This is a genomic window from Shewanella sp. CG12_big_fil_rev_8_21_14_0_65_47_15 (assembly GCF_002783505.1).
GTDB lineage: Bacteria > Pseudomonadota > Gammaproteobacteria > Enterobacterales > Shewanellaceae > Shewanella.
Genome location: NZ_PFGL01000045.1, coordinates 85969 through 112099 on the forward strand (window position 1 = coordinate 85969; position 26131 = coordinate 112099).

A 26131-nucleotide genomic window follows, 5' to 3' on the forward strand; every position below is an offset into this window, starting at 1 on the left:
CGGCAATCGATAACAAAAAGGTCCTGATTTCGGGACCTTTTTATGAAAAATTTTCACTTTCATATCATAAGATACGGTCTGATCGAGCAAAAAATCCGCAAAGGCATTCAGCCATGTCCGCATTTCATGACATCCCAACGCCAATTTATCCAGCCATATAGGGCCAAATAATCGCGGCGGCAATACTCCACATGGTTAGCCAAATAAAACGGTCGAGATATCGCCAGGCAGCCGGGCGACTAAATATCGGCGCGAGCAAACGCGCACCAAAACTTAAACCGAAAAACCACAGAAAAGAAGCCAGCACGGCGCCCGCGCCAAACCAGGGGCGGTGCATATCATCAAACTGAGTGCTAATACTGCCGAGCAACACCACAGTATCGAGGTACAAATGTGGATTAAGCAGACTGATCCCAAGCGTAGTGAGAATGGCGGTTCGCAGGGTATCGGCATTTTGCGTTTGCTCCATTTCCATGCCTTTTGCCACGAAGGATGCCTTCAGTGCATTGGCACCGTACCAGAGTAAAAAAGCGGCACCACCAAAACTCGCCACATGTTTAATGGTAGGAAATGCTTCAATAATATGTCCAAGCCCTGCCACACCTGCGGTGATCATCAGTGCATCGATCACCGAACAAAGCAGTGCAATAGGTAACGGGTAAGCACGCTTGATGCCTTGCTTGAGCACAAAGGCATTTTGCGCCCCAACGGCAATAATCAAACTGCCCCCAATGCCCATCCCCTGTATAAACGCCGCTTGCATAACCACCTCACCTATTCGAAGAAGGCGCTAGCATAATCAAAACAACAAAATTAATATAACTAATGTTTTTTACATATCATAAGAAATATTAATAATCATAAGGGTAAATGGAATGTTGGAATATGCCAATCTTAAGGCGCTTGCCGTTGTGGTCTCGGAAGGCGGCTTCGACCGCGCCGCCAAAGTGCTGCACATAACCCAATCGGCGGTTTCACAGCGCATTCGACAACTGGAAGAAAAAGTCGGTCAGTCATTACTTATTCGCTCAAATCCCGTAGTGGCAACGCCCACGGGTAAGCGCCTTTTACGCCACTACTCGCAGGTACAATTATTAGAAAGCGAATTAAGATCTGAATTAGATGCCGACGATCCCAACCATCCAACGACAGTACGCATTGCCGTGAATGCCGACAGTCTTGCCACTTGGTTTTTACCCGCAATAGCAGGCATGTTCAGTCGCCATGCCTGGCTATTGGAATTGATCGTCGATGACGAGTCCTATACCCATCACTTACTGAAAAATGGTGAAGCCGTCGGCTGCGTGACCACGACTGAAAATCCGATGGCGGGCTGTAGCAGTGAGTTTTTAGGCACAATGGAATATTTAGCGGTTGCCACTCCTGAATTTGCGGCGCGCTATTTTGAATGGACAAAAGCCAGCGACAATACCAGTGCACAAATTACCCAAGCTCAGCTTACTAAAGCCCCGGCCGTGGTGTTTTCGACCAAAGATAAAATGCATGAAAAATACCTTGCCCAGTATTTTCAAATGCTGCCAGGCCAATGGTGGCAACATAGCATTCCATCATCGGAGAGTTTTTTAGAGGCCATTAACTTAAGCCTTGGTTATGGTTTAGTGGGCCACTTACAGGCCAAGCCCTTAATCGATAACGGGATCCTTATCGAATTAACCCCGCAGCAGCGAATGCGCGTGCCGCTTTACTGGCAACATTGGAATATCAAAGCTAAACAGACAACCTTAGTTTACCGCGCCCTTGCCGCCACGGCGCAGCACCATTTGCTGCAAAACTAGCCATTGAGCCTCTGATATAAAACAAAAAACTGCGCACTTTGGCGCAGTTTTTAGGTTGATATGACATCCCTACCGGCTTAGCTCTCCGGCAAAGGGAGCGGCTGTTCAATTTCCGTTTTCGGCCAGACATTAATCACAGCCTTAACTAAAGATGCCAAGGGGATAGCAAAGAACACTCCCCATACCCCCCACAGTCCACCAAAAACCAACACCGCTGCTATGATAATCACAGGGTGCAAGTCCACCGCATCGGAAAATAAAATCGGCACCAGCAAATTACCATCTAATGCCTGAATAATGCCGTAACCTAACATCAGATAGCCAAACTCAGCGCTAAATCCCCATTGGAAAAACGCCACTAAGGTAATTGGCAGAGTCACTAAGGTGGCCCCCACATAGGGAATGAGCACCGATAAACCTGTGAGCACCCCGAGCAAAGCCGCATAGCTGAGTCCCATCACGGCGAATAAGACATAACTCGCTATGCCTACAATGACGATTTCAATCACTTTTCCACGAATATAGTTAAATATCTGTTGGTGCATCTCGAACCACACCTTACGGGCTAGCTGCCGATTGGTGGGGAAAAATCGCTTACTGCCATTAATCAGTTGATCTTTATCCTTTAAAAAAAAGAACACCAACAGAGGCACTAAAATCGCATACACCATCAGTACCAGCAGCGAAGCGGAATAACCGATAAGTTGTTTAGCAATATCAATGACATGTTGAGTATCCAGTAGTTTTTTAAGCTCTGCCACCATCACATTGAGCTGCTCTGGATTAATAAATTGTGGGTATTGATTAATCAACGCCTGCAGAGTTTGCAGCCCTTTATCTATCATGCTCGGTAAATCTGTCATTAGGCTCACGCCTTGACGCCAAATGCTCGGGATCAAGCCAAAGGTCAGCAGCACCACAACCCCAAGAAAAAGCACTAACATCAGGGATGCCCCCGTCGTGCGATTAATGCCTAATTTGAGCATTTGTGCGACGGGCCACTCGAGTAAAAATGCCAACACTAACGCCACAAGCAAAGGGGCAAGCAATCCCCCCGCAAAATAAATAACTAAAGCCAAACCCACCAAAATAGCCATTAAGGTGATTGCCTGTGGATCGCTAAACCGCTCTTGATACCAACGAGAGAAAAAAGTAAGCATGGATTCGTTCCAATAATGATGGTTAGGCTTTCCCTATATGCAAGAAAGCGGTTTATTCAGAGATCATTAACGCTATATCATTGACTTAACACTGTCATAAATCAACTTTAGTGACTATTAAGGCTAGTTGGATCGCATCATCACACAGGACTTGGATATTGTGGCCCTGTTTTTTTAAAAAGAGGGGAACATCTCGCCGTGAACCTGAGTCAGAGAGTAAAATATGTAAGGTTTCGCCTGAAGACATGGACTTCAATGCAAGCTTGACTCTGACCAAAGGGACAGGACAGCGAAATGGGGTTAAATCAATAAAAATCATAATGAACTTGCTATGAACGAACTTGGGCTATTATCCTAAGTTGCCACTCAAACTACAAGCTAACTGCAGTGTCGCAGCCTTAGTTGAGATAATTAGAAGAAATAAAGGATCCGCTTGCGTAAATTGACGTTTTTGACTCAATGTAAACCTTTTGTCGTTGGTGCTCTCTCTTTGATGCTGTTGACTGGCACCGCCAAAAGTTTTGCAAACAATGACTTACCGGATTTAGGGACGGCTGCGGTTAACACCTTCAGCCTCGAAAAAGAAATGGTCTATGGCGATGCCTATATGCGCGTCATTCGCTCTTCGGCCCCGATGCTCAATGACCCCGTATTGAGTCAATATCTTACCGAACTTGGCAATAAATTAGTCGCCCATGCCACGGGGGTTAAAACGCCCTTTTATTTCTTTTTACTGCAAAATGATGAGATTAACGCCTTCGCCTTCTTCGGCGGTCATGTCGCCGTGCATACGGGATTATTCCTCAACGCCGACAATGAGAGCGAACTGGCCTCGGTTTTAGGCCACGAAATCACCCACGTAACCCAACGTCACTTAGCCCGCTCCCTCGAAGCACAACAAAAGAGCGGTCCAGCGACAGTCGCGGGATTACTCGGGGCGATTTTACTGACCATTGCCGTACCTCAGGCGGGGATGGCAGCACTGGCCACCACCCAAGCCTTAGCGACTCAGTCCAAAATTAACTATACCCGTTTGCATGAAAAAGAAGCCGACCGTATCGGTATGCAAATTTTAGTGGATGCGGGTTTTGATCCCAATGCGGCAGCGGAGTTTTTTGGTAAGCTCGCGACTCGATATCGCTTTACTACCACGCCACCGCAAATGCTGTTAACTCACCCCTTACCAGAGTCTCGGATCTCCGAGGCCCGCGACCGGGCACATCAATATCCCCATAGATATATCCCTGATAACCTCAACTTCCAACTCGCTAAGGCACGTATCCAAGTGCGTTTTTCGAGCTACAGCGATGATGCTGTGTTGGGCTTGTTTGAAAAGCAGCTAAATAAACAAACCTATGGTTTTAAAGAAGCTGCACTCTATGGCAAAGCCCTCGCACTCTTTAGACTCAAAAAATTTGATGAGTCAGAGAAGCTTATCGATGAACTGTTAAAAATCGACGCTAACAACTTATTCTATCTCGACACTAAAACCGATTTACTCACCGAGCGCAAAGATTACCCTAAGGCGATTAAACTCCTCGAGGCCCAGCGTAAAATGAAGCCAACCTCGCAGGTCATTAACGCTAACTTAGCCAATATTTACATTGAGGCGGGAGAACCCACCAAGGCCATCCCATTGCTAGAGGATATGATTTTCCTCGATAAACAGAATCAACTGCCCTATCAACTGCTCAATCTGGCCTACAAAAAGATAGGCAACCAGGGCATGGAATACTTCTCCAGTGCCGAATTAATGGCACTAGGGGCCAATTATAAAGGGGCGATTGATCAACTCAACTTTGCCTATCGCGCATCGGAAGATAATCCACTGCAACTTGCTCGAATTGAAGCGCGCATTCGTCAATTTAAACAAGCAGATAAAGAAATGGAAGCCCTTAAATAAGCGGCCAAATTGTGGTTAAAAATTCAATCTAGTCACGCCAATTGCGCCCCGCACACCCTGACGGGGCGCACATTTTTCTGTTATCATCCGCAGCATTGTCATTTCAGCCCACATTTCAGCCCACATTGAGCCTATTGCACTATGACCCAAGCGACGATTTACCATAACCCACGTTGTTCCAAAAGCCGTGAGACCTTAGCCTTACTCGAGCAGCAAGGCTGTGAAATTACTGTGGTTGAATATCTCAAAAATACGCCGAGCACCACTGACATCCGCGACATGTTAGCCAAACTTAATATCAGTGCCCGCGAGTTAATGCGTACCAAAGAAGATGAATATCAGACGCTAGGGCTGGCAGAAGCGTCACTCACTGAAGAACAACTGATCGCCGCCATGGTTAACACGCCTAAATTGATTGAACGCCCAATTGTGCTGACGGTGAAAGGGGCTGCTATCGGCCGTCCTCCTGAAAATGTGTTGGCGATCCTGTAGCTGAAGCCGTTATTTTCTCTGTTATTTTTTTATATGCTGTTATTTTTCAATACGCTATTATTTATCAATATTAGGTAGGCCATGACCTCAAATACCCTATTTACTCTTAGCCGCTTAGGCTATCTTGCTCTGGTACTGCTGCTTGGCGGCTGGTTTATTGGTCAAGGGCTCAATGGCGAATATACGTTATTGTTTAGCCTCCTATGGCTTGTGCCACTCCTGTTACCCATCAAAGGCATTCTCAAAGGCCATCCCTATACCTATGCATGGGCGAGCTTTATTTTATGCCTGTACATGCTACACGCTCTCACCCTGCTCTATGTCACTACGGATGCCTTTGCCTTTGCGTTAATAGAAGCATTACTGATTGGTGCCCTCCTTGTTGCCTTTCCCTTCTACGCCCGTATTCGTGGCCGAGAATTAGGCTTAGGCTTAAAGAAAAAATCCGCTAAAGAGGTTTAGGGCGGATCATAGCGACAATATACCCATAAAAAACCTGCACCCTCGCGTAGTCCCCTGTAGGACTGCGCTTTTTTACTCCCAACCGAGTCCTGAGTTCACAACACTTAAGTTACCTTTTATCACTTTTTTGCAACCTGATTACCATGCTATAGTCATTTTCATGCCGAGCTATGGTCTGCATAGGGTCGATAGCATGACGATAAATCTAACCACTAAAGTCAGTTAGCATTGGAGTGTGGAATTATGGGGATATGGGATCCAATTCGCCTATTAGGGCTCATTAGTTGCTCTGCAATACTGGTTGCCTGTGGCGGCGGTGGGGATAGCGAGGCAGATGGAGGAACCGTCACTCCACCCTCGAGTAATATACCGCGCTGTACTTCAACCCTTCCGGCATTAGTCACCACCAGCTCATCCTCAATCCGTTTTCAAACGGAAGCGCAGTATGTTACAGGACAATCCAGCGCCATAATCGCCAGTATTCAAAACCGTGATAGCCAAGATCTGCATTTTCGTTGGCAGCAAATAGATGGTCCAGCCATTGAACTCGTCAGCCAAAATAGCCCAGTGTTAGCCTTCGATATTCCCACCAGCGGCAGTTACCGCTTTAGTCTGCATGTGACCGGCAGCAATCTAGATGTGACCGGGGAAATTGGCATTAACGCCGATACTGCAACGGACGGATTACTCAATATTCGTCAGGATCATCAAGTTGTTGAAGGTAATGGGGTCAGTCTAAGGGTTGGCCAGCAAGCCGGGCTCAGTGCCACGAATATTTCTTGGTGTATCACCTCAGGCCCTGACATCTCCCTCGATCTTAGCGATCCCTTTAGGCCTTTGTTTACCGCCCCCGCCGCCAGTCAAGACACAGTGTTAAGACTCCAAGCTAGCGCCAATATCAATGGTTCCCTAGTCAAAGACGATGCTTTTGTCCTGACGACAGCGGCACCTGCGATTAGCTCACAGTATTTCGATACGCCAGTCGCACGCACCTATGCCTATCGTGGGGATTCACCCTATGCCAACACACTCACAAGCTGCGTTTATTCAAATCAATTGAATAATGCGTGCACTATCAATAAATTACCTCTGATTGGCCAAATATCCAATACACTCGATACAGAGGCTATCCTCGATAGAGTGCTAGTTTCACACGATTGGATGGGCGATAATTTCGCCGCTTTTTTAGCACAAATGGACCCTAATAGCGATTTTGCCCGCCTATTACAATCCGTTACCGCAGTAGTCATCAGTTATGATGTTCGTCCTTCCTTCTATTGGGTGCTGACGGGAGCAATTTATTTGGACCCAAACGATCTGTGGCTAACGCCCGCACAGCGAGACAGCATCAACGAAGCTCCGGATTATCGCAGCGACTTTGGCAACGACCTGAATTTCATTATGCCCTGGCGTTATGTCAAAGATAATCAGTATGCGTCGCTGGGATTCCCCGTGACGACCCGCGCCACTCGCACCCTCGCCCAAATCACCCCAGATTTGGCGTCACTCTTGTACCATGAGCTGGCACACGCCAATGACTTCTTCCCCCGTAGCGTTCATGCCTCACTCACAGGGCCCAGATTGATTGATGACTATAATCGCCGCAATACCAATAAGAGTCTGGTATCGGATCAAGTGAGCAAGCAGTATCCGCTCACGAGCACAGAAATGGCAGGGCTTGCGGGGGTCAGCTTCTTAGGTGCCAGTGCCAATGCGACTCAAAAGGCTTATCAACCATCAGATATTACAACTTTTTTCTCTACGGATATCGCCAGTGATTTCTATGCTTATTCCAGCACTCGTGAAGACACGGCGATGCTGTTTGAAGAGGCTATGATGAGTTACCGTTACCACATACTGCGGGATGTCGCCGTCACCAATAAACCCGCGGTCTTAACCGCAGATACTGTCATTGTCGATTGGGGACAAAGGGGCAGAATTGGTGAAAGCAGCCTAGAAAACCGCGCCGCATTAGTCATAGACGAGATGTTGCCCGAACTTGATGGAATAAGCTTAATAGCGAGCCTGCCCGATCCCATCGCCATGATCCAAGGTCAGAGCTGGCGCCAAGCCTTAGGGATTTCACCGACCAATGCGTCGTTTAAAGGCCTGCAGAATGTGGCGCCGAACGGCCAAACAATCACCGAACCCGAACTACGTTTAAGTGGTGACCATCACCGTCATCCACAGCAATAGAGTGTTTGAGTTTTAGATAAACAAAAAGCCCGCATGCATTCAGCATGGCGGGCTTTTTGCGGATCCTAATTTGCTATCGCTATAGATGCAACGTCTCTTTCGCAAACGGGATAGTGAGCTTACGCTGGTGAACCAATGAGGCTTTATCTAGCTTATCGAGAACATCAAATAGCGTGCGTAGATCCCGCGCCATACGATTGAGCAGAAAGCGACCAACGTCCTCGGGCAATTGTAAGCCTCGCATGGCCGCCCGGCGCTGCAACGCGGCGAGTTTCTCATCATCGGCCATAGGCTGAAGTTGATAATTAAGCCCCCATTGCATCCGGGAAACGAGATCGGGTAACAGGAATCCAGCCTCCGCTGGAGATGAACGACCACTGACCACTAAAGCGCAATTTTTATGCTCGGCAACACGGTTGTAGAGATCGAATATCGCCTCTTCCCACACTGGGTGTCCCGCAATCGCGTCCACATCATCGATACAAATTAACTCTAATTGCTCTAAGCCTTCGAGTAACGCCGTAGAGATACTCGCATGAATGCCAAGGGGAATATAGAAACTACGGCGGTCGAGTTCATTGGCATGGGCACAGGCCGCATGCATTAAGTGGGTACGACCCGATTTAACTGGGCCCCATAAATAAATCGCGGCCTCACCATGACCTTCGGCATTGGCTCTAAGCTTTTGGATCAGTTCATCATTACCCGCGGCGGGGTAATAACTGTTAAAGGTTTCATCATCCGGTAAATACACGGGTAATGAGAGTTGTAGCGGTGAGTTAAATGGCACTCGTACGCCTCAATAAAATTAGCTAAAAATCACACAAAGTGGGCGAAGATGTGTATTCACCCCAGCTTGCCTATCCACAGTGTTAAGGTAAGCGCCACTGGTAGACGGGTTTACCTAATTGGCTCGACATAGGGCTGAACTCCCCAGAACTCGCAGGGGCAACGACAGAGATCCTAGGCTCGAGGCTCAATAAACGCTCAAAATCAGTTTCTGAGCCGAATAAATCCAATGAGAAGGTTACTGTATTTCCCTGAATACGTGTCAAGGTCGCACTTTTTATTGCACTCAGTTGTTTTAAATATTTTTCAATCTCAACAACTTGTGTCATTTTTTCGATATTGACAAAAGTAACGCTGGCACCGACCTGAGTACCAGTATCGGCAATGGCATACTTAGTAAAATAATAATCCCCTAATGCCGCCATCATGGCACTTATCGCCTGAGCCGCGTTTTCTGCGCTGCCATTAAAGCTAAACAGCGGCGGCGTTAACGAATCAATCGTGGCCTTAGTATAAAGATTTAAGCGATAGCGCACTTGATTACCCGCGGGATCGATAGCCGCTAAAGCGAGAAAATCTGCTTGATAACGTCCAGAGACACTGGCCACGATATCGGCGAACATCCCTTTGACATCGTTGGGGTTTATTCCCATCAACTCATCAAGATCTAAAATAGGCAGCAGCACTGGAATGCCGCGTTCATCGGAAAAAGTCGAGAATTCTTGACGCTCGGCTAATGTCGAAGAATCACTTAATAAAATGGTGTCGCCTTCACTCGGCATGGCCACCCAAAACAGTGTTAACGGACGTTGGGTGCCCCATACGGGTAGTTGAGCTTGACGCAGCAAAGAAACAATCCGGCGGTGCTCAAAATTTGCTTTAAGCAACAACTGACCATTCTGTTCAAGGTAACCATATTGACTCAGCAGCGCATCTGGATTGGCCAGTTGGGCTTGGATAACGCTATTTTCGAGTGAACGCGCAGTACCCGTATTTTTGATGACCACTTTTTCCAATGCTTTTTTTAGCGCTTGATTACGCTCAGGCACGGCACGGGAGGAGACGGGTACGTCGGCCTCATCTAATTTACTCACCTCAACAGCCTGCAGGCTATTAATCGTGAACAGGCAGTATAAAAACGCAATTAAGCTCGGCTTCAATAGGAATTTCAGCATCTTTGAGTAGTTGAAGTAACGTCAGATAGGGCAAATTGTACCATAGTTAACGCCTTAAGCGAGTCTTGGCAAAATTTAGCCCGCTTTAATTCGGTACAGTTAACCCCGCTCCCCAAAACAGTGATCGCAACCCACAAATATGGGTATTTTATTGTGCCCTCAATGCAACAAACTGATATCATTTCGCGGTTTACCCTAAAATTAACGAGAATAATAAATGAGACGACTCGCAATTCCCCTACAGGGTGCCCAAATGTTGTTTGTGGCATTTGGTGCCTTGGTATTAATGCCGTTACTGACCGGACTCGACACCAGTGTCGCCCTGTTCACCGCGGGTATTGGTACCTTACTATTCCAACTGGTAACTAAACGCCAAGTCCCTATTTTCCTTGCATCCTCCTTCGCTTTTATCGCCCCAATTCTGTATGGCGTGCAAACCTGGGGCATTCCATCCACTATGGGCGGCATTATGGCCGCAGGCGTGGTCTACGTCATACTCGGCGCCTTGGTCAAAGTGCGCGGCACCGACTTCATTCATCGGCTGTTACCGCCTGTGGTCGTGGGGCCTGTGATCATTATTATCGGCCTTGGCTTAGCGCCCGTTGCGGTCAATATGGCACTCGGTAAAAGTGGCGATGGCAGTCTGACATTAGTCTCAACCAATACGGCGCTGATCATTTCACTCGCGTCACTCTGTACTACCATTGCGGTCGCGATATTTGCCAAAGGCATGCTGAAAGTGATGCCGATCCTAGCGGGTATCGTTGTGGGGTATGGACTCAGTCTCGCCTTTGGTATCGTCGACTTTGCGGTAGTGGCCGCAGCGAGTTGGATTGCGGTCCCTAAATTTGTCGCCCCCGAGTTTAACTGGCATGCCATCGCCTTTATGATCCCTGTAGCTATTGCCCCGGCGGTTGAACACATTGGCGATATTCTGGCGATATCCAATGTCACGGGTAAGGATTTTATGAAAAAACCCGGCCTACATCGCACGCTAACTGGCGACGGTATTGCCACTATTGCAGCGGCGGCCTTCGGTGGCCCACCAAACACAACTTATTCAGAAGTGACAGGTGCAGTGACCCTAACCCGAAATTTTGATCCTAGGATTATGACTTGGACCGCCATCACGGCCATTACCTTAGCCTTCGTTGGTAAACTAGGTGCGCTGATGCAGACCATTCCCGTCCCTGTGATGGGCGGTATTATGTGCTTGTTATTTGGATCAATTGCCGCTGTTGGACTTAATACCTTAATCCGCAATCATGTGGATTTATCCGAGCCACGCAACTTAAGCATTGTGGGCGTCACTTTGGTATTTGGCATTGGTGGCATGGCATTTGGTATCGGCTCATTTAGCCTGACAGGTATCAGCTTGTGCGGTATTGTGGCTATCACGATGAACTTACTGTTACCCGCGACTAAACACCACAAACAGGATCTCGCTTCGCATTAGTCGCTCCAACAGGAGCTGATTGAACCAAGCTGCTCACCTAGATTTGCAGCATAAAAAAGCCGCTGGGATATCAATCACAGCGGCTTTTTATGGCGTTCAAATTAGCGTTTATTCTGCCGTTTTGTACTTTTCAGCAGTCGCTTTGATTAAGGGTTGTAATTCGCCCTTTTGGAACATGTCCACCACGATATCGCAACCACCGATCAGCTCGCCTTCAATCCACAACTGTGGGAAAGTTGGCCAGTTTGCATACTTAGGTAATTCGGCGCGAATGTCTGGGTGCTGAAGAATATCCACAAACGCAAATTGCTCGCCACAGTTAATCATGATTTGGGCGACCTGAGACGAGAAGCCACAGCTCGGTAACTTAGGCGAGCCTTTCATATAAACAATGATAGGGTTTTCGGCGATCTGCTGCTTAATTTTCTCTACTGTTTCCATTTTAATTCCTAAGTGCGATGACATTGACTCAATGGCGCTATTGTACGACAGCTAGTCACAGAACAAAATCCCACAGTTTGTAAGGTTATGTCGAGATTTGATTTTTCGATGACGCCTATCTAATCAATTAGCCAAACAATGATTCACATCACAAATTTTATCGGTACAATAGTCCCCAGTGAGCACGTTTAAAAAACGATAACCTAAGACCATGGAGAGATACTAATGGCTTTCGAATTACCCGCATTACCATATGCAAAGAACGCACTAGAACCACACATTTCTCAAGAAACCATTGAATACCACTACGGCAAGCATCACAACACCTATGTTGTTAAGCTAAACGGCTTAATCGAAGGAACCGATTTCGCAGGTAAATCTTTAGAAGAAATCATCAAAACTTCTACTGGTGGCGTATTTAACAACGCGGCTCAAGTGTGGAACCACACTTTCTACTGGAACTGCCTAGCACCTAACGCTGGCGGCGAGCCAACAGGCCCTGTGGCCGATGCCATCAATGCGGCTTTCGGCTCATTTGACGCATTCAAAGCCCAATTTACCGATTCAGCTGTAAACAACTTCGGTAGCGCTTGGACTTGGTTAGTGAAAAAAGCCGATGGCACTGTTGCTATCGTTAACACTAGCAATGCTGCTACACCACTGACTGACAGCACTGTTACACCAATCCTGACTGTAGATGTGTGGGAACACGCTTACTACATCGATTACCGTAACGTGCGTCCAGACTATCTTGCCCACTTCTGGCAATTAGTGAACTGGGATTTTGTGAACCAAAACTTCGCAGGTTAATTTCTTTAACCCAAAGAATTAACGCTAATAAAAGAGCCCTTGTGGCTCTTTTTTATATCATTAACCTGCCATATTCCCTCTTCCCCCATCTTAGAGTTGATGTCACTACAAGTGCAACAATTGCATTTGCAACCATTTGTTATTGTTTTATTTGATATTTTTTTTGACACAGGTATCGAGTTTGTGTCTAAGATTAGTATAGGAAGCTGGCAAACCAGTTCTCCGTTCCATGACATCACTGGCGTTTCAGGGGGTTTATATGGGCATTTTCGAGCATTACCAAAAGCGCTACGAACAAAAACTCGATGAAGAATACACTTTGCAGGAGTTTCTCGACATCTGTAAAGAAGATCGCAGTGCTTACATGTCAGCATCAGAACGGCTCTTGCTTGCCATTGGCGAAGCAGAAGTCATAGATACCGCAAAAAATCCAATACTTAGCCGTATTTTTTCCAACCGTCTTATTTCACGTTACCCCGCATTTAAAGATTTCTTCGGCATGGAAGATGCGATTGAGCAAATCGTGGCCTACCTCAAACACTCCGCTCAAGGCTTAGAGGAATCGAAGCAAATCCTGTATTTGCTCGGTCCTGTGGGTGGGGGTAAATCATCATTGGCCGAAAAGCTCAAAGCACTAATGCAAAAAGTCCCCATTTATATCCTGAGCGCAAACGGCGTACGTAGCCCAGTGAACGATCATCCCTTCTGCCTCTTTGATGCCGACGAAGATGGCCAACTATTAAAAGATGAGTTTAATATTCCTACCCGCTACCTTAAGACCATAATGTCTCCCTGGGCAGTGAAAAGACTGCACGAGTTTGGTGGCGATATTTCTAAATTCCGGGTCGTTAAAGTGTTCCCTTCGATCCTAGATCAAATTGCGATAGCTAAGACGGAACCTGGGGATGAAAACAATCAAGATATTTCGTCCTTAGTGGGTAAAGTGGATATTCGTCAGCTTGAACATTTTTCCCAAGATGATGCCGATGCCTATGCCTATTCGGGAGCATTATGCCGCGCGAATCAAGGAATGATGGAATTCGTCGAGATGTTTAAGGCACCGATAAAAGTGCTGCATCCCCTACTTACTGCCACCCAAGAAGGCAATTATAACGGCACCGAAGGCCTATCGGCCCTGCCCTATAGTGGGATTATTCTGGCGCACTCGAATGAATCGGAATGGTCAACCTTTAAAAACAATAAGAACAATGAAGCCTTCCTCGACCGTGTTTATATCGTCAAAGTGCCCTACTGTTTACGGGTATCTGAAGAGCTACAAATCTATCAAAAGCTGCTGATTAACTCCGAGCTATCGAAAGCCCCCTGTGCCCCTGGCACCCTAGAAACCCTAGCGCAATTTAGTGTGCTATCGCGCCTAAAAGCACCTGAAAACTCCTCCATCTACTCTAAGATGCGGGTTTATAACGGGGAAAGCCTGAAAGATACCGATCCTAAGGCCAAGTCCTACCAAGAATACCGCGATTATGCTGGCGTTGATGAAGGGATGAATGGGCTATCGACCCGTTTCGCCTTTAAGATCCTATCGCGGGTATTTAACTTCGATCACTCTGAAATCGCCGCCAATCCGGTACATTTGTTCTATGTGCTAGAGCGTCAAATAGAACAAGAGCAGTTCCCTAGCGATACCGCCGAACGCTATCTTGAGTTTTTAAAGGGTTACTTAATCCCTAAATACGTGGAATTTATTGGGAAAGAAATTCAAACCGCTTACCTAGAGTCTTACTCTGAATACGGCCAAAATATCTTTGACCGCTACGTTACCTACGCCGATTTTTGGATCCAAGATCAGGAATACCGCGATCCAGAAACAGGTCAGCTATTCGATCGCGCCGCCCTCAATGCCGAACTGGAGAAAATTGAGAAACCCGCAGGGATCAGCAATCCCAAAGATTTCCGTAATGAAATCGTCAACTTCGTGCTGCGCGCCCGCGCTAACCATGAGGGTAATAATCCACTCTGGACCAGCTACGAGAAACTTCGCACTGTGATCGAGAAGAAAATGTTCTCCAACACAGAAGATTTACTGCCGGTGATTTCCTTTAATGCCAAAACCTCGAATGACGATCAGCGCAAACACGATGATTTTGTCAATCGCATGATGGAGAAAGGCTATACCAAGAAACAAGTCCGACTCTTGTCTGAGTGGTATTTACGGGTTCGTAAATCCTCTTAAACTTGCGCTCACTAAGTACAGGGCTTTGGTGCTACCAAAGCCTTCGCTAGGGTTTGGGAGGTGCGTATGGCGAACTTTATCGATAGACGGTTGAATGCAAAAGGGAAAAGCACTGTCAACCGCCAACGCTTTATCAATAGATACAAGCAACAAATTAAAAAAGCCGTCAGCGATGCAGTGACTCGTCGCAGTGTAACGGATGTAGATAAAGGCGAAAAAATCAGTATTCCTACGCGGGATATCAGTGAACCTATGTTTCACCAAGGTAAAGGTGGCGTCAGGGACAGAGTACATCCCGGAAATGATCAATTTGCCCGAGGAGATAAAATCGATAGACCCCTCGGCGGCGCAGGCGGCGGTGCGGGTAAAGGCGATGCCTCGGATTCAGGCGAAGGAAACGATGATTTTGTCTTTGAAATATCGAAGGATGAATACCTAGAGCTACTATTTGAAGACTTAGAATTACCGAATCTACAAAAAAACCGCCTCAATAAATTGGTGGAATATCAGGTTTATCGCGCCGGATTTACCAACGATGGCGTCCCCGCCAACATTAATATTGTCCGCTCCCTACGTTCATCACTGGCGCGGCGAATTGCAATGTCGGCGAGTAAAAAGAAGCTATTAGCGGAATTAGAACAAGAGTTGGCGGAGCTTGAGAATATTCCAGGGACGCAGGCAGAGCTAATCCTCGATTTAAAGGCCCAAATAGAGGAGTTAAAACAAAAGATTGCAAATGTTCCCTTTATCGATACCTTCGATCTACGCTTTAATAACTTTGCCAAACGGGAAATCCCCTCTAGCCAAGCGGTCATGTTTTGCCTGATGGACGTATCAGGCTCAATGGATCAAGCCACTAAGGATATGGCAAAACGTTTCTATATCTTGCTCTATCTGTTCCTGACTCGGACTTATAAAAACCTTGAGGTGGTCTATATTCGCCACCATACCCAGGCTAAAGAAGTCGACGAGCATGAGTTTTTCTACTCCCAAGAAACGGGCGGAACGATTGTTTCAAGTGCTTTAAAATTGATGCATGACATTCAACAGGCACGCTACCCCGCCGATGAGTGGAATATTTATGCGGCCCAAGCCTCAGACGGCGATAACTGGGCGGATGATTCGCCAACCTGTCGGCAGTTATTAGAGCAAAAAATTCTGCCGTTAGTACGCTACTTTAGTTATATCGAAATCACCAATCGCGCCCATCAAACCCTGTGGCGCGAATACGAATCCCTACAACAGCATTACGATAACATTGCGGTGCAACACATTCGTCAAGCCGAAGATATCTACCCTGTATTTAGAGAGTTGTTTAAGAAGCAGGCGGTTTAAGGGGGTATTATGGGGAAGAAACCAAGAACACCACTGAGCGATGGTCCCGATTGGAGCTTTGAGTTGCTGCAGGACTATCTGAAGGAAATTGAACGTGTAGCCGCCCTATACAAACTCAGCGCCTACCCTAATCAAATTGAAGTCATCACCGCCGAACAGATGATGGACGCCTATGCGGGGATAGGCATGCCCATCGGCTACACCCATTGGTCCTTCGGCAAACGTTTTATCGAAACCGAGCAAGGCTATAAACGGGGGCAAATGGGCCTTGCCTATGAGATTGTGATTAACTCAAACCCTTGTATCGCCTATTTAATGGAGGAAAACACTATCACTATGCAGGCACTAGTGATAGCGCACGCGTGTTTTGGGCACAATAGTTTCTTTAAAAATAATTACTTATTTAAAACTTGGACAGATGCCAGCTCGATCATCGATTACTTAGTCTTTGCCAAAAACTATATCAGCGAATGTGAGCAGAGGTACGGGGTTGAGCAAGTCGAAAGTGTGATTGACTCCTGCCATGCCCTGATGAATTACGGTGTTGACCGTTACAAACGACCTTCGGAAATCTCCTTCCGTGAAGAACAAGCAAGACAGAAGGACCGTGAAGCCTATCTACAGAGTCAAGTGAATGACCTTTGGCGTACTATCCCGAACCAACTACAGGGTCAATCTGAAGCTAAAAAACGGCGTTTCCCCGCAGAGCCGCAGGAAAACATTCTCTATTTCATCGAAAAAAATGCCCCTTTACTTGAACCATGGCAACGGGAGATCATTCGCATAGTGCGTAAAATGGCTCAATATTTTTACCCACAAAAGCAAACACAAGTGATGAACGAAGGTTGGGCGACCTTTTGGCATTACACTATTTTAAATCACCTATACGATGACGGAGTGGTCACAGACCGTTTTATAATGGAGTTTTTACAGAGCCATACTGGTGTTGTAGCACAGCCCGAGTACAACAGCCGCTATTACAATGGTATTAATCCCTATGCCTTAGGTTTTGCCATGTTCACCGATATCCGGCGTATTTGCGAAAGTCCAACCGAAGAAGATAAGGTTTGGTTCCCTGAGATTGCGGGAAGTAACTGGCTAGAAACATTGCATTTTGCGATGCAAAATTTTAAGGATGAGAGTTTTATCAGCCAATATCTCTCCCCTCGAGTCATCCGCCAATTTAAATTATTTGGCATCCATGACGATGAAAAACGCAATTATCTCTCTGTGTCAGCTATCCATGATGAACAAGGTTATCAAGATATTCGGCAATTATTGTCGCAGCAGTATAACCTGTCGAATATTGAACCCAATATCCAAGTCCACAATGTGGAAATAAACGGTGATCGATCTTTAACCTTAAGGTATGTGCCGAGTAACGATATCCCCCTCGCTAATACCTATAAAGAAGTATTGAAACACTTACATCGACTATGGGGATTTACAGTGACACTTGAGCAAAAAAATGCCGATGCCAGCATTAATATTTTAGCGACCTGCCCAGAACCCATTAAATCGGAATTGTAGGATTGTAAAAAGTAAAAGCCGTTTCCAATGGAAACGGCTTTTTAAAAACCATCAGCAATTTAGCTAACATCAAAGGGAGGAGTTAATTATCCTGTGCGATGGATGCGGGCATATCGTCCCGTAATTGTAACCACATCTTGCCACTGTTAATGCCATAGGTACGCATTAGAGCAGGTACATCCACATAATTTTTTGCCTTTGCTAGCACTTCTAATTCTTTATAGAAATTTAAGGCCAGCAAACGCGCCTCTGGACTACTAAAATAATAGCGCCCCACTCGGCTATATAAACCTTTAAAGCCATTTAGGATCAGCACATAGAGTGGATTGCCAGATGAAAATGCCAAGGTATGATGCAATAAATAGTCATATTCAGCGAAAGATTCAGCCGTGTCTTCTAATTGGTGGATTTTTGCCAACACACCGACCGCCGTTTCAGGGTTGTAACGTAGTGCGCCACGAAAATAAATGGCACTGACGTTCGTTCTGGCCGAGAGCAGTTGGTCCACCAGCACAGGAAAACCTTCAGGATTGAGATCGGCAATCGTCTCAAGAATATTTAAACCAGAAGTTTCCCAAAAATTGTTCACTCGCGTCGGTTTGCCATGTTGGATTTTTAACCAACCGTCGCGAGCTAGGCGCTGCAGCACTTCACGCAGGGTGGTGCGTGTCACGCCGATCAACTCAGAAAGCTCACGTTCAGCCGGTAAAATGGACCCTGGTGGGAATTTATTTTCCCAAATTGATCTCACAATATACTTCTCTGCAAAACTTGCAGGTCCTTTGGCATTGATAATCATCAGCCCACTTATCCAGTTGTTGTGCGTCGTAATGGTCACTGATCATACCAGAGCGGTAAAAAATGGAAACCATTGACTGAAATTCCCCGCACAGTGTCAGTATAAATGTCACAAAAGCGTTCAAAAAACAGACTAACATCAAGGCTTATTGAGTCAATTTTGCCGATTAGCTCCGCTTTTTGGAATATGAGTCCCAGTATCTCATTACATTAGCATTCTCTTTAGGCTAGACTGATTTTCCAAACACGGGTAAATACAACATAACACGTGTAAATTTTTCAACATAATTAGAAGAGAGGATGCCATGCCGGTGACAATGAGCCAGGCGTTTATTGGGAACTTCTTAGGGAATTCTCCTAAGTGGTACAAAATCGCAATACTGTCATTTTTAATAATCAATCCAATACTCTTTTTCTATGTCAGCCCCTTTGTGGCGGGTTGGGTATTAGTACTTGAGTTTATTTTTACCTTAGCCATGGCATTAAAATGTTATCCACTACAACCCGGTGGTCTATTAGCCATAGAAGCCGTTGCTATTGGTATGACCTCGGCCAGTCAAGTTTTGCATGAAATAGAAGCCAACCTCGAAGTATTACTATTACTGGTCTTTATGGTGGCTGGTATTTATTTCATGAAGCAATTACTGTTATTTGCCTTCACGAAAATGATCACTAAAGTGCGCTCAAAAATTTTAGTGTCATTGATGTTCTGTCTCGCTTCAGCCTTCTTATCCGCATTCCTAGATGCATTAACGGTTATTGCCGTGATTATCGCGGTCGCTGTGGGGTTCTATGCGATTTATCACAAAGTCGCCTCTGGAAAAGACTTCTCGGCCGATCATGATCATACCTCTGAAGACAAGAACGACGATGATAATCAACTTGATGAAGCAGAATTAGAGTCATTCCGCGGGTTTCTGCGTAACCTATTGATGCATGCCGGGGTCGGAACGGCACTCGGTGGAGTTTGCACTATGGTGGGCGAACCGCAGAACTTGATCATTGCCGCCCAAGCAAATTGGCAATTTGGTGAGTTTGCAATCCGTATGTCTCCTGTGACAGTGCCCGTGTTGATTGCGGGGATCCTGACTTGTTATTTAGTTGAAAAATTTCATATTTTTGGTTATGGAGCCAAACTTCCCGATGCCGTACATAGGATCCTATGTGAGTACGCGGCCTATGAAGATGCCCGTCGCACCAACAAAGACAATATCAAGCTAGTCGTGCAAGCTTTTGTGGGGATCTGGTTGATTGCAGGCCTAGCCTTACATTTAGCATCCGTCGGCTTAATTGGTTTGTCTGTCATTATTTTAACCACGGCCCTCAACGGCGTGACCGATGAACATGCGCTCGGAAAAGCCTTCGAAGAGGCATTACCCTTCACTGCACTTTTGGCGGTATTTTTTGCCGTGGTGGGAGTCATTATTGATCAACAACTGTTTGCCCCGGTTATCCAATGGGCACTTAGTTATCAAGGGAATACACAGTTAGTCATCTTCTATATCGCCAATGGCTTATTGTCCATGGTGAGTGATAACGTGTTTGTGGGTACTGTGTATATCAACGAAGTCAAAGCCGCGTTAATTAACGGCCAAATTAGCCGTGATCAATTCGACTTGCTGGCAGTGGCAATCAACACAGGTACTAATCTCCCTTCAGTTGCCACGCCAAACGGTCAAGCCGCCTTCCTATTCTTATTAACCTCCGCCCTCGCCCCACTCATTCGCTTGTCCTATGGCAGAATGGTCTGGATGGCTCTCCCCTACACTGTCGTTTTATCGATAGTCGGCGTGTTAGCGATTGAGACAGGTTTCTTAGAACAGGCAACGCAATACTTCTACGACTCACAGATGATCATGCACCACAGTGCAAAAGAAGTGATTGGAGGTGCCACTGGGCACTAACATATATCTCTGAGTTGACTGAACTTTCTTAAATGAGTAGAGTCCAAAAAACGCCCCCAGCCTTTGAGGGCGTTTTAGTTACTATGGAGCCCATATCTTTGACTGTACTTACTCGCTTTGCCCATTCTCGAGTCTCTTGGTTGGCCCTCGGTGGCACAGCACTATCCTTAGAGGCTGCTGCACTGTATTTTCAATATGTTATGAAACTCGATCCCTGCGTGATGTGTATCTACCAAAGGTTGGCCGTGTTTGGTATTTTTGCGGCTGGGCTCATTGGAATGATAGCGCCTAAGTCTCTGATCGTGCGGATTGTTGCGGCGCTCGGTTGGGCTGTGAGTGCAACATGGGGGTTGAAACTCGCCCTCGCATTAGTAGATATGCAAAATAACCCCTCGCCTTTTTCAACCTGCTCCTTTTTACCTGACTTTCCTGCTTGGATGCCGCTTCACGAATGGTTTCCATCGATTATGCTCCCCACAGGCATGTGTACCGATGCTCCATGGCATTTTATGGGAGTGACAATGGCGGAATGGATGGTGGTGGCATTCAGTGGTTTCCTGGTCGTATGGCTACTGTTTATTGTGCCAATCCTCAGCCGCTCGACTAAACCTTCGCTGTATAAATAGCTTAAGCTAAGGCAGGTGTTATACCTGCCTTTCTACACTACTTCTGGCGAAGTTTACGGTTTTAATCAGTGAGTTCCCGCCATAAAAATCCCCCTATCTTTGATATAAGCTAATAGCAAAAGAGCTAAAAAGCGCTACACTGGCTCAATGGAAAGCGTATTACGGAACGCTGCGATGACGGACAAAAGCTCAACCACTGAATCACAACCCGCCTCGACTCAATGGCAAAATAGCTTGCCCTTTAAATTCAGTCTTATTCAACTCGTTATCGCCAGTATTCTGATTTTTAGCACGGCTTGGGTGATGCTTAGTATTCAAAATCAACAGGTCACAGAGCAACAGGCGGTACTGAATCAAAATCATGGCCAAATTGTCATCGCCAAATTACAGGAAATGACATCCCAAGTTGAAAATCTCGTCGGTGCTATCAGTAATATTGCCATGCTATATCGTTATGATAAGCAGCAATTGAGCAAAGCGATACCAGCCTTATTTTCTATTGAAAATCAAAAAGAGATTATTTCAGGAGGTGGGATCTGGCCAGAGCCAGGCAGTTTCAACCAGCAGAAATTTCGCGACAGCCTCTTCTGGTCACATAATATCCACAATGAATTGATTGCAATAGACACCTACAACGATGAGGCTTTTCCCAGTTATCACACCGAGGAGTGGTATCGCCCGACACGCTTTTTCCCGACAGGAAGAACCTTTTGGTCTAAATCCTACGTCGACCCAACTACCCATGAACCCATGATCACGGCCTCAGGGGCAATGTGGATGGAGCATCAGTTTATTGGCGCTGCAACTGTGGATATCAGTTTAGGCAAGCTCGATATCCTACTGCGAAATACGATGGCGGATGTCGGTGGCTATGTCATCGCACTCGATCATCAAAATCAAGTACTCGCCTATCCACACGCTGAGGATAACAATCAACCTCAAGCCAATTCCATGCAAACGTTACTCACCTTCGATGCACTAGCCAAATCCACATTAGCCTTTGCACCTGTTGCCTCGGCGCTCACCAGTGCCGATCGCGCCTTTGTCGAGCAAGCTATTGCCCAGCGCGTGTTTACCCAAGAACAAATGGACAACCTCACCCGCTTAAGTAAAGGTAACGAACGGGAAATGCTTGCCGCCATAGTCAATAGCAGCGCGCTAAATCAATTTACCGTACCTAAGCTATTGGCCTCGATGTCCCTAGCGACGGACCCTATCCTGAACACGCCCTCGCTCGTGTCCATTTTCCTTATGCCTAATACCTATTGGAAAATAGTAGTCGTTACGCCCATTGCGCCATTACAAGATACTGCAATGCATTTGGTTGAAAAAATAGGCATATATCTGGTTTTGATTCAATTGCTTGGGCTCATTTTACTGTTCTTGTTGCAACATAGATTGCTGATTTCACCCATTATGGAGATGGTTCAGGCGCTCAAACGCAACGATCCGGCCTCCATTGAAATCAAAGCGAATCAACGCCACGATGAAATTGGCTTATTGGCAAAAACCTTCTTATCCCGCACCCAACAACTTGAAGTGGCGATGGCCAGCTTAGATGCCAGCAATCTTGCCCTAGAGCAACAGCTACAGAGTCAACAGCTCTTTCAACAGGAACTCAATTGTCATAAAGAACAGCTACGAGCTTTGTTAAAGTTCTCACCCAATCTGATTTACATCAAAGATTTAAATGGGAAGTATATTCTCGTTAACGATAAATATTGTGAAGTGCTTGGAATTGAACGCCGACGAATTATCGGTGCATCTGACTTCGATCTGTTCCACAGCCAACTTGCCCAGATTTACCAACAAAACGATCAACGGGTCACCCACAGCCGTGACACTATCAATTTTGAAGAAGTGATCCCCTCCCACCGCGGAGAATTAGTGTATCAAATGACAAAATTCGATATTAGGGATGATGAAGATCATTCGATCGCCGTTGGTGCAATCGGCTTCGATATGGATCTGCGTAAACGCCAAGAACTGGAGCTAGAAAAGCTGTTGCAAACTCAGGTCGTCAGCATACAAAAACAGCAAACTAAAACCCAATTAGCCAGCGATGAAAACACTAAACTACGCCAACAACTTGCGTGCGCCCACCATGAAATAGAGCAACAACAGCAACTTAATCTCAGTCGGTTACAAAGCCAAAAATTAATGCAGAATTTTCTTGCCGATATCATGACACAGCTGATGCAGGAGCAAGACCATCTACTTGGGCAAATTTGTCAAACCCAAGCCGAGGCGCCCCCTGAATATCAAACTCATACCATCGAGTTGATGGCACACCAAGCCGATAGATTAAGGCATATTTCACAATTATTTACCGCCCATCAATCCGATATTAGGCCATTACATCTTGCCCAATTTATTCGCCACTTACTTGGGTTACTGCAGGGGCAACTTACGCGGGTGAATGTCAACGTCAGCCTAAAATGCGATGAAAATTTAGTTGTCGATGGCAGTTCATGGCAATACCTACAATTCTTCTACCGACTCATCAGCAACACCTTGAATCATGCATTTAAAGAGCACAATCAGTCCCGTGAATTGCACATAAACATCACCAGGCAAGCCAATAAACTCCATGTACAACTCGAAGATAATGGTGTAGGTATGAGCGAGTCACAGCTCACCCAATTAAGACAGGAAATGGCGCTGGATCTCTGCCTTGGCACGCTCTCCTGCTTAAGTTTGTGGGTGAAAAACGATCTTAACGGTGTGTTCTACCTTGAAAGTGAACTCAATAAAGGCACGCGGGTGGTTTGCAGTTGGCCATTGTAAGTACCACTGTACTTACCCTAGATTCAAATCTATTTCATGCCGCAAAAATCATGAAATTACACCTCTGTCACTTCGACTCGATCTAACCAAATCTGAGCTTGCTGACGCTCACTGGCAGAAAACACTTTGACGGGGCAAGGCAAGATCAAGGCTAATGCATTGACCATAGTCCCCATACTTACAGTGTCGGCAATCATCACCACGCGCGCAAAATCGCTGAGATGAAATAGGCTCAACCAAGCGTCATCCCACAGGGCGCCCACTGAAATGCCCATAAATTCTGGACTAAACTCATACCATAAACGGATACAGGCGTGATCCTGTAATTTAGCCTCAATGGCAGGGATAAGTTGGGAAGCGATATCTTGATGGCTCACTCTGCCAGAAACTGCAATGGTCAAAATATCATCGGCATAACCGGGCGATATGGTCAACATACAAGATCCCCTATCAACAGATAACATGGGAAGCAGATATCAATTAAGCATGGGCCTGCAATTTAGCAATTTCTTGGTCGAATAGATTTTTAATCAAACCGGAAAACTCCGCCACAAATAGCATCTGCGCGGGAGTGGCTTTATGATTTGCCACCGAGGCTAAAATTTCCTCTAAGTCGTAGACTATGGCGTCCACTTCTCGGATGATCATATTGCGCTCGGCAAAGGATAAGGAAGGATTCTGGCCGCACACCATAATAATTTGGGCAGACAATTGCTCTTCGAATAATTCCATCACTGTATCATCGGAAACACTTTGGGTATCTGGCGTTTCAAATAAGCCAAGGTGCTCAGTCAAATACTGGATCAAATGCATGTAACCGTCTTTATCTGTGACCATTTTTTACCCTTAACACCCATAAACTTAGTGCCACTCACGGCCCCATCTACAACAAAAATGCAAACATTGACACACTTTACACTCAATCAAGCACTCAATGCATCACGTCAGCCACCGACTCACCATATCCTAAATAAGTTAGCTGACGTGTTGATCTACACCAATCTTATTGAAGTTACTGAGTTAAGGTTAGTACAAATGACACTGGAACAGCCTGGCTAATACTCGATAAACCCGCAATATCACGCAATTTATCGACACCAGCCACTAAATCGAACTCATTGGCATTGATTATAATCGGCTGAAAACTGCTAACCATCAGTTTATTATCAGATACTTTGGTTATAATTACCGAAAAAGTTTTTGTTTGCTCTTTGCCATGCAGTGAAATTTTACCATCAAAATCGGCGACTTTGCTTTCACCAACCGCTAAATCCTTAACCAGTTTACTATCTACCTGTGAAGTGAGCTTCAGCTCAGGATAGAGTGAGACTTCAAACAACAGATTCTGTAATCGTTCATCACGCACTTCGATGCCTGTTGCCACCCCCACTAAGGGGATAGTCAAGTCAAATTGACCGCTATCTGCTAACGTCCCTTTAAGCTGCTTAAAATGATGTACTTCACCGATATCGCCTTTTTTCACCGAAATAAAACTGACTCTCGAATCCTGTTCCATCACTTGCCATTGTGCGGCACAACTAAAACTGGCCATTGCAGATAAGGCGACAATTCCAATCCATTTGTTCATTGTATCGGTCCTCAACAGTGGGGTTGAAAAGGATACCGCGGCTGTAATCAACCTCGGTATCGGGCTAAGGTTTTGCTCAGTTATCTGTCACTTACTACCCAAACCACCCTAAGATATCAATTTTAGATAAGTGTAGGTGTCGATCAACTAAGCGTCACTAAAGATACTCTGTTTATCCATTAGCGACCAGTAAACTATCGTTTAAGTTCTCACTAACCACTTGTCTAAACTGTTGGCGAAAGCTTGCTTATCCGCCTGGGAAAATGCCTCTGGACCGCCAGTATGTACACCTGAGCCACGCAGATCTTCCATAAAATCCCGCATAGTCAACTTTTGCTTAATATTATCGACGCTATACAACTCACCACGGGGATTGAGTGCCAAAGCCCCTTTCTCAACCACTAATGCCGCGAGGGGAATATCCGCGGTGATCACTAAATGCGTTGGCTCGACATGATCAACAATATATTGATCCGCCACATCAAAACCCGCACCAACGCGAATTTGGCTGATATAAGGCGATGGCGGTATACGGATCAGTTGATTAGCCACCAGCACTAGCGGTATCGCTTTACGCTCCGCAGCCCGAAAGAGGATTTCTTTAATGGGGTTTGGGCAAGCATCGGCATCTACCCAAATTTTATACTGACTCAACGAGGTCACTCCAATATCATTAACATCAACGCGAA

Annotated in this window: 24 protein-coding genes; 13 read left to right on the forward strand and 11 right to left on the reverse strand. The window is 46.0% G+C overall.

Annotated features, from left to right (window positions below):
* Positions 1 to 145: 145 nt before the first annotated feature.
* Complete coding sequence (locus COW15_RS12745; RefSeq protein ID WP_293632915.1) at positions 146 to 763, reverse strand: LysE/ArgO family amino acid transporter; 618 nt, start codon at positions 761 to 763, stop codon at positions 146 to 148.
* 112 nt (positions 764 to 875) lie between these two features.
* Between COW15_RS12745 and COW15_RS12750 the strand changes: the two genes are divergently transcribed.
* Complete coding sequence (locus COW15_RS12750; protein WP_293632916.1) at positions 876 to 1796, forward strand: LysR family transcriptional regulator ArgP; 921 nt, start codon at positions 876 to 878, stop codon at positions 1794 to 1796.
* Positions 1797 to 1873: 77 nt separating this feature from the next.
* On the opposite strand, the gene COW15_RS12755 is transcribed toward COW15_RS12750, so the two are convergent.
* Together COW15_RS12755 and COW15_RS12760 are read right to left on the reverse strand one after the other, a co-directional pair.
* A complete protein-coding gene (locus COW15_RS12755) occupies positions 1874 to 2956 on the reverse strand; it encodes an AI-2E family transporter (protein ID WP_293632917.1) in 1083 nt (360 codons plus the stop codon).
* A 94-nt stretch (positions 2957 to 3050) separates the two neighbouring features.
* Positions 3051 to 3275: a sulfurtransferase TusA family protein gene (locus COW15_RS12760; protein WP_293632918.1), complete on the reverse strand. Its 225-nt coding sequence runs from the start codon at positions 3273 to 3275 to the stop codon at positions 3051 to 3053.
* Between the two features lie 114 nt (positions 3276 to 3389).
* Here COW15_RS12760 and COW15_RS12765 point away from each other — a divergent pair, with 114 nt between their 5' ends.
* The 4 genes from COW15_RS12765 to COW15_RS12780 all read left to right on the forward strand — a co-directional run bounded on the left by COW15_RS12765 (position 3390) and on the right by COW15_RS12780 (position 8009).
* Positions 3390 to 4859: a M48 family metalloprotease gene (locus COW15_RS12765; protein WP_293632919.1), complete on the forward strand. Its 1470-nt coding sequence runs from the start codon at positions 3390 to 3392 to the stop codon at positions 4857 to 4859.
* 141 nt (positions 4860 to 5000) lie between these two features.
* A complete protein-coding gene (gene arsC, locus COW15_RS12770; protein ID WP_293632920.1) occupies positions 5001 to 5351 on the forward strand; it encodes an arsenate reductase (glutaredoxin) in 351 nt (116 codons plus the stop codon).
* Between the two features lie 81 nt (positions 5352 to 5432).
* On the forward strand, positions 5433 to 5813 hold the full coding sequence (locus COW15_RS12775) for a DUF2069 domain-containing protein (protein ID WP_293632921.1): 381 nt from the start codon (positions 5433 to 5435) through the stop codon (positions 5811 to 5813).
* A 243-nt stretch (positions 5814 to 6056) separates the two neighbouring features.
* A complete protein-coding gene (locus tag COW15_RS12780) occupies positions 6057 to 8009 on the forward strand; it encodes a hypothetical protein (protein ID WP_293632922.1) in 1953 nt (650 codons plus the stop codon).
* A 79-nt stretch (positions 8010 to 8088) separates the two neighbouring features.
* Here the strand turns inward: COW15_RS12780 and hda are convergent, their stop codons facing one another.
* Together hda and COW15_RS12790 are read right to left on the reverse strand one after the other, a co-directional pair.
* The gene (hda, locus tag COW15_RS12785) at positions 8089 to 8799 is read right to left on the reverse strand and encodes a DnaA inactivator Hda (protein ID WP_293632923.1); all 711 of its coding nucleotides are present in this window, start codon (positions 8797 to 8799) and stop codon (positions 8089 to 8091) included.
* Between the two features lie 82 nt (positions 8800 to 8881).
* Positions 8882 to 9973 (reverse strand): DUF2066 domain-containing protein, encoded by a 1092-nt coding sequence (locus COW15_RS12790; RefSeq protein WP_293632924.1) that lies wholly within the window; start codon positions 9971 to 9973, stop codon positions 8882 to 8884.
* 217 nt (positions 9974 to 10190) lie between these two features.
* Here COW15_RS12790 and COW15_RS12795 point away from each other — a divergent pair, with 217 nt between their 5' ends.
* Positions 10191 to 11429 carry a uracil-xanthine permease family protein gene (locus tag COW15_RS12795; RefSeq protein ID WP_293632925.1) on the forward strand — a complete coding sequence of 413 codons (1239 nt, stop codon included), beginning with the start codon at positions 10191 to 10193 and terminating at the stop codon, positions 11427 to 11429.
* Between the two features lie 108 nt (positions 11430 to 11537).
* Here the strand turns inward: COW15_RS12795 and COW15_RS12800 are convergent, their stop codons facing one another.
* Positions 11538 to 11870, reverse strand: a complete 333-nt coding sequence (locus COW15_RS12800; RefSeq protein ID WP_011789626.1) for a Grx4 family monothiol glutaredoxin — start codon at positions 11868 to 11870, stop codon at positions 11538 to 11540.
* A 225-nt stretch (positions 11871 to 12095) separates the two neighbouring features.
* Here COW15_RS12800 and sodB point away from each other — a divergent pair, with 225 nt between their 5' ends.
* From sodB to COW15_RS12820, 4 genes are all read left to right on the forward strand, one after another.
* On the forward strand, positions 12096 to 12680 hold the full coding sequence (gene sodB / locus COW15_RS12805) for a superoxide dismutase [Fe] (RefSeq protein ID WP_011622352.1): 585 nt from the start codon (positions 12096 to 12098) through the stop codon (positions 12678 to 12680).
* 259 nt (positions 12681 to 12939) lie between these two features.
* Complete coding sequence (locus tag COW15_RS12810) at positions 12940 to 14874, forward strand: PrkA family serine protein kinase (protein WP_293632926.1); 1935 nt, start codon at positions 12940 to 12942, stop codon at positions 14872 to 14874.
* Between the two features lie 66 nt (positions 14875 to 14940).
* Positions 14941 to 16209, forward strand: a complete 1269-nt coding sequence (locus tag COW15_RS12815; RefSeq protein WP_293632927.1) for a YeaH/YhbH family protein — start codon at positions 14941 to 14943, stop codon at positions 16207 to 16209.
* A gap of 9 nt (positions 16210 to 16218) precedes the next feature.
* A complete protein-coding gene (locus COW15_RS12820; protein WP_293632928.1) occupies positions 16219 to 17739 on the forward strand; it encodes a SpoVR family protein in 1521 nt (506 codons plus the stop codon).
* A gap of 82 nt (positions 17740 to 17821) precedes the next feature.
* On the opposite strand, the gene fadR is transcribed toward COW15_RS12820, so the two are convergent.
* Positions 17822 to 18538: a fatty acid metabolism transcriptional regulator FadR gene (gene fadR / locus COW15_RS12825; RefSeq protein ID WP_007649088.1), complete on the reverse strand. Its 717-nt coding sequence runs from the start codon at positions 18536 to 18538 to the stop codon at positions 17822 to 17824.
* 304 nt (positions 18539 to 18842) lie between these two features.
* On the opposite strand from fadR, the gene nhaB reads away from it, so the two are divergent.
* From nhaB to COW15_RS12840, 3 genes are all read left to right on the forward strand, one after another.
* Positions 18843 to 20441: a sodium/proton antiporter NhaB gene (nhaB, locus tag COW15_RS12830; RefSeq protein WP_293632929.1), complete on the forward strand. Its 1599-nt coding sequence runs from the start codon at positions 18843 to 18845 to the stop codon at positions 20439 to 20441.
* Between the two features lie 98 nt (positions 20442 to 20539).
* Positions 20540 to 21067, forward strand: coding sequence for a disulfide bond formation protein DsbB (gene dsbB / locus COW15_RS12835; protein ID WP_293632930.1), 528 nt, complete (start codon positions 20540 to 20542; stop codon positions 21065 to 21067).
* 174 nt (positions 21068 to 21241) lie between these two features.
* Entirely contained in the window at positions 21242 to 23854 is a 2613-nt protein-coding gene (locus COW15_RS12840; protein ID WP_293632931.1) for a PAS domain-containing protein, read from the forward strand.
* A 56-nt stretch (positions 23855 to 23910) separates the two neighbouring features.
* Here the strand turns inward: COW15_RS12840 and COW15_RS12845 are convergent, their stop codons facing one another.
* The 4 genes from COW15_RS12845 to COW15_RS12860 all read right to left on the reverse strand — a co-directional run bounded on the left by COW15_RS12845 (position 23911) and on the right by COW15_RS12860 (position 26096).
* Positions 23911 to 24291, reverse strand: coding sequence for an STAS/SEC14 domain-containing protein (locus tag COW15_RS12845; RefSeq protein ID WP_293632932.1), 381 nt, complete (start codon positions 24289 to 24291; stop codon positions 23911 to 23913).
* Between the two features lie 43 nt (positions 24292 to 24334).
* The gene (locus COW15_RS12850) at positions 24335 to 24691 is read right to left on the reverse strand and encodes a DUF3802 family protein (RefSeq protein ID WP_198780289.1); all 357 of its coding nucleotides are present in this window, start codon (positions 24689 to 24691) and stop codon (positions 24335 to 24337) included.
* A 175-nt stretch (positions 24692 to 24866) separates the two neighbouring features.
* A complete protein-coding gene (locus COW15_RS12855) occupies positions 24867 to 25442 on the reverse strand; it encodes a YceI family protein (RefSeq protein WP_293632933.1) in 576 nt (191 codons plus the stop codon).
* A 201-nt stretch (positions 25443 to 25643) separates the two neighbouring features.
* Complete coding sequence (locus tag COW15_RS12860; RefSeq protein WP_293632934.1) at positions 25644 to 26096, reverse strand: YaiI/YqxD family protein; 453 nt, start codon at positions 26094 to 26096, stop codon at positions 25644 to 25646.
* Between the last annotated feature and the right edge of the window lie 35 nt (positions 26097 to 26131).

Coding starts and splice junctions, on each gene's coding strand:
- COW15_RS12745 (WP_293632915.1), bottom strand. CDS start 763: ATGCAAGCGGCGTTTATACAGGGGATGGGCATTGGGGGCAGTTTGATT.
- COW15_RS12750 (WP_293632916.1), top strand. CDS start 876: ATGTTGGAATATGCCAATCTTAAGGCGCTTGCCGTTGTGGTCTCGGAA.
- COW15_RS12755 (WP_293632917.1), bottom strand. CDS start 2,956: ATGCTTACTTTTTTCTCTCGTTGGTATCAAGAGCGGTTTAGCGATCCA.
- COW15_RS12760 (WP_293632918.1), bottom strand. CDS start 3,275: ATGATTTTTATTGATTTAACCCCATTTCGCTGTCCTGTCCCTTTGGTC.
- arsC (WP_293632920.1), top strand. CDS start 5,001: ATGACCCAAGCGACGATTTACCATAACCCACGTTGTTCCAAAAGCCGT.
- COW15_RS12775 (WP_293632921.1), top strand. CDS start 5,433: ATGACCTCAAATACCCTATTTACTCTTAGCCGCTTAGGCTATCTTGCT.
- COW15_RS12780 (WP_293632922.1), top strand. CDS start 6,057: ATGGGGATATGGGATCCAATTCGCCTATTAGGGCTCATTAGTTGCTCT.
- COW15_RS12790 (WP_293632924.1), bottom strand. CDS start 9,973: ATGCTGAAATTCCTATTGAAGCCGAGCTTAATTGCGTTTTTATACTGC.
- COW15_RS12795 (WP_293632925.1), top strand. CDS start 10,191: ATGAGACGACTCGCAATTCCCCTACAGGGTGCCCAAATGTTGTTTGTG.
- COW15_RS12800 (WP_011789626.1), bottom strand. CDS start 11,870: ATGGAAACAGTAGAGAAAATTAAGCAGCAGATCGCCGAAAACCCTATC.
- sodB (WP_011622352.1), top strand. CDS start 12,096: ATGGCTTTCGAATTACCCGCATTACCATATGCAAAGAACGCACTAGAA.
- COW15_RS12810 (WP_293632926.1), top strand. CDS start 12,940: ATGGGCATTTTCGAGCATTACCAAAAGCGCTACGAACAAAAACTCGAT.
- COW15_RS12815 (WP_293632927.1), top strand. CDS start 14,941: ATGGCGAACTTTATCGATAGACGGTTGAATGCAAAAGGGAAAAGCACT.
- COW15_RS12820 (WP_293632928.1), top strand. CDS start 16,219: ATGGGGAAGAAACCAAGAACACCACTGAGCGATGGTCCCGATTGGAGC.
- fadR (WP_007649088.1), bottom strand. CDS start 18,538: ATGATTATCAATGCCAAAGGACCTGCAAGTTTTGCAGAGAAGTATATT.
- nhaB (WP_293632929.1), top strand. CDS start 18,843: ATGCCGGTGACAATGAGCCAGGCGTTTATTGGGAACTTCTTAGGGAAT.
- COW15_RS12840 (WP_293632931.1), top strand. CDS start 21,242: ATGACGGACAAAAGCTCAACCACTGAATCACAACCCGCCTCGACTCAA.
- COW15_RS12845 (WP_293632932.1), bottom strand. CDS start 24,291: ATGTTGACCATATCGCCCGGTTATGCCGATGATATTTTGACCATTGCA.
- COW15_RS12850 (WP_198780289.1), bottom strand. CDS start 24,691: ATGGTCACAGATAAAGACGGTTACATGCATTTGATCCAGTATTTGACT.
- COW15_RS12855 (WP_293632933.1), bottom strand. CDS start 25,442: ATGAACAAATGGATTGGAATTGTCGCCTTATCTGCAATGGCCAGTTTT.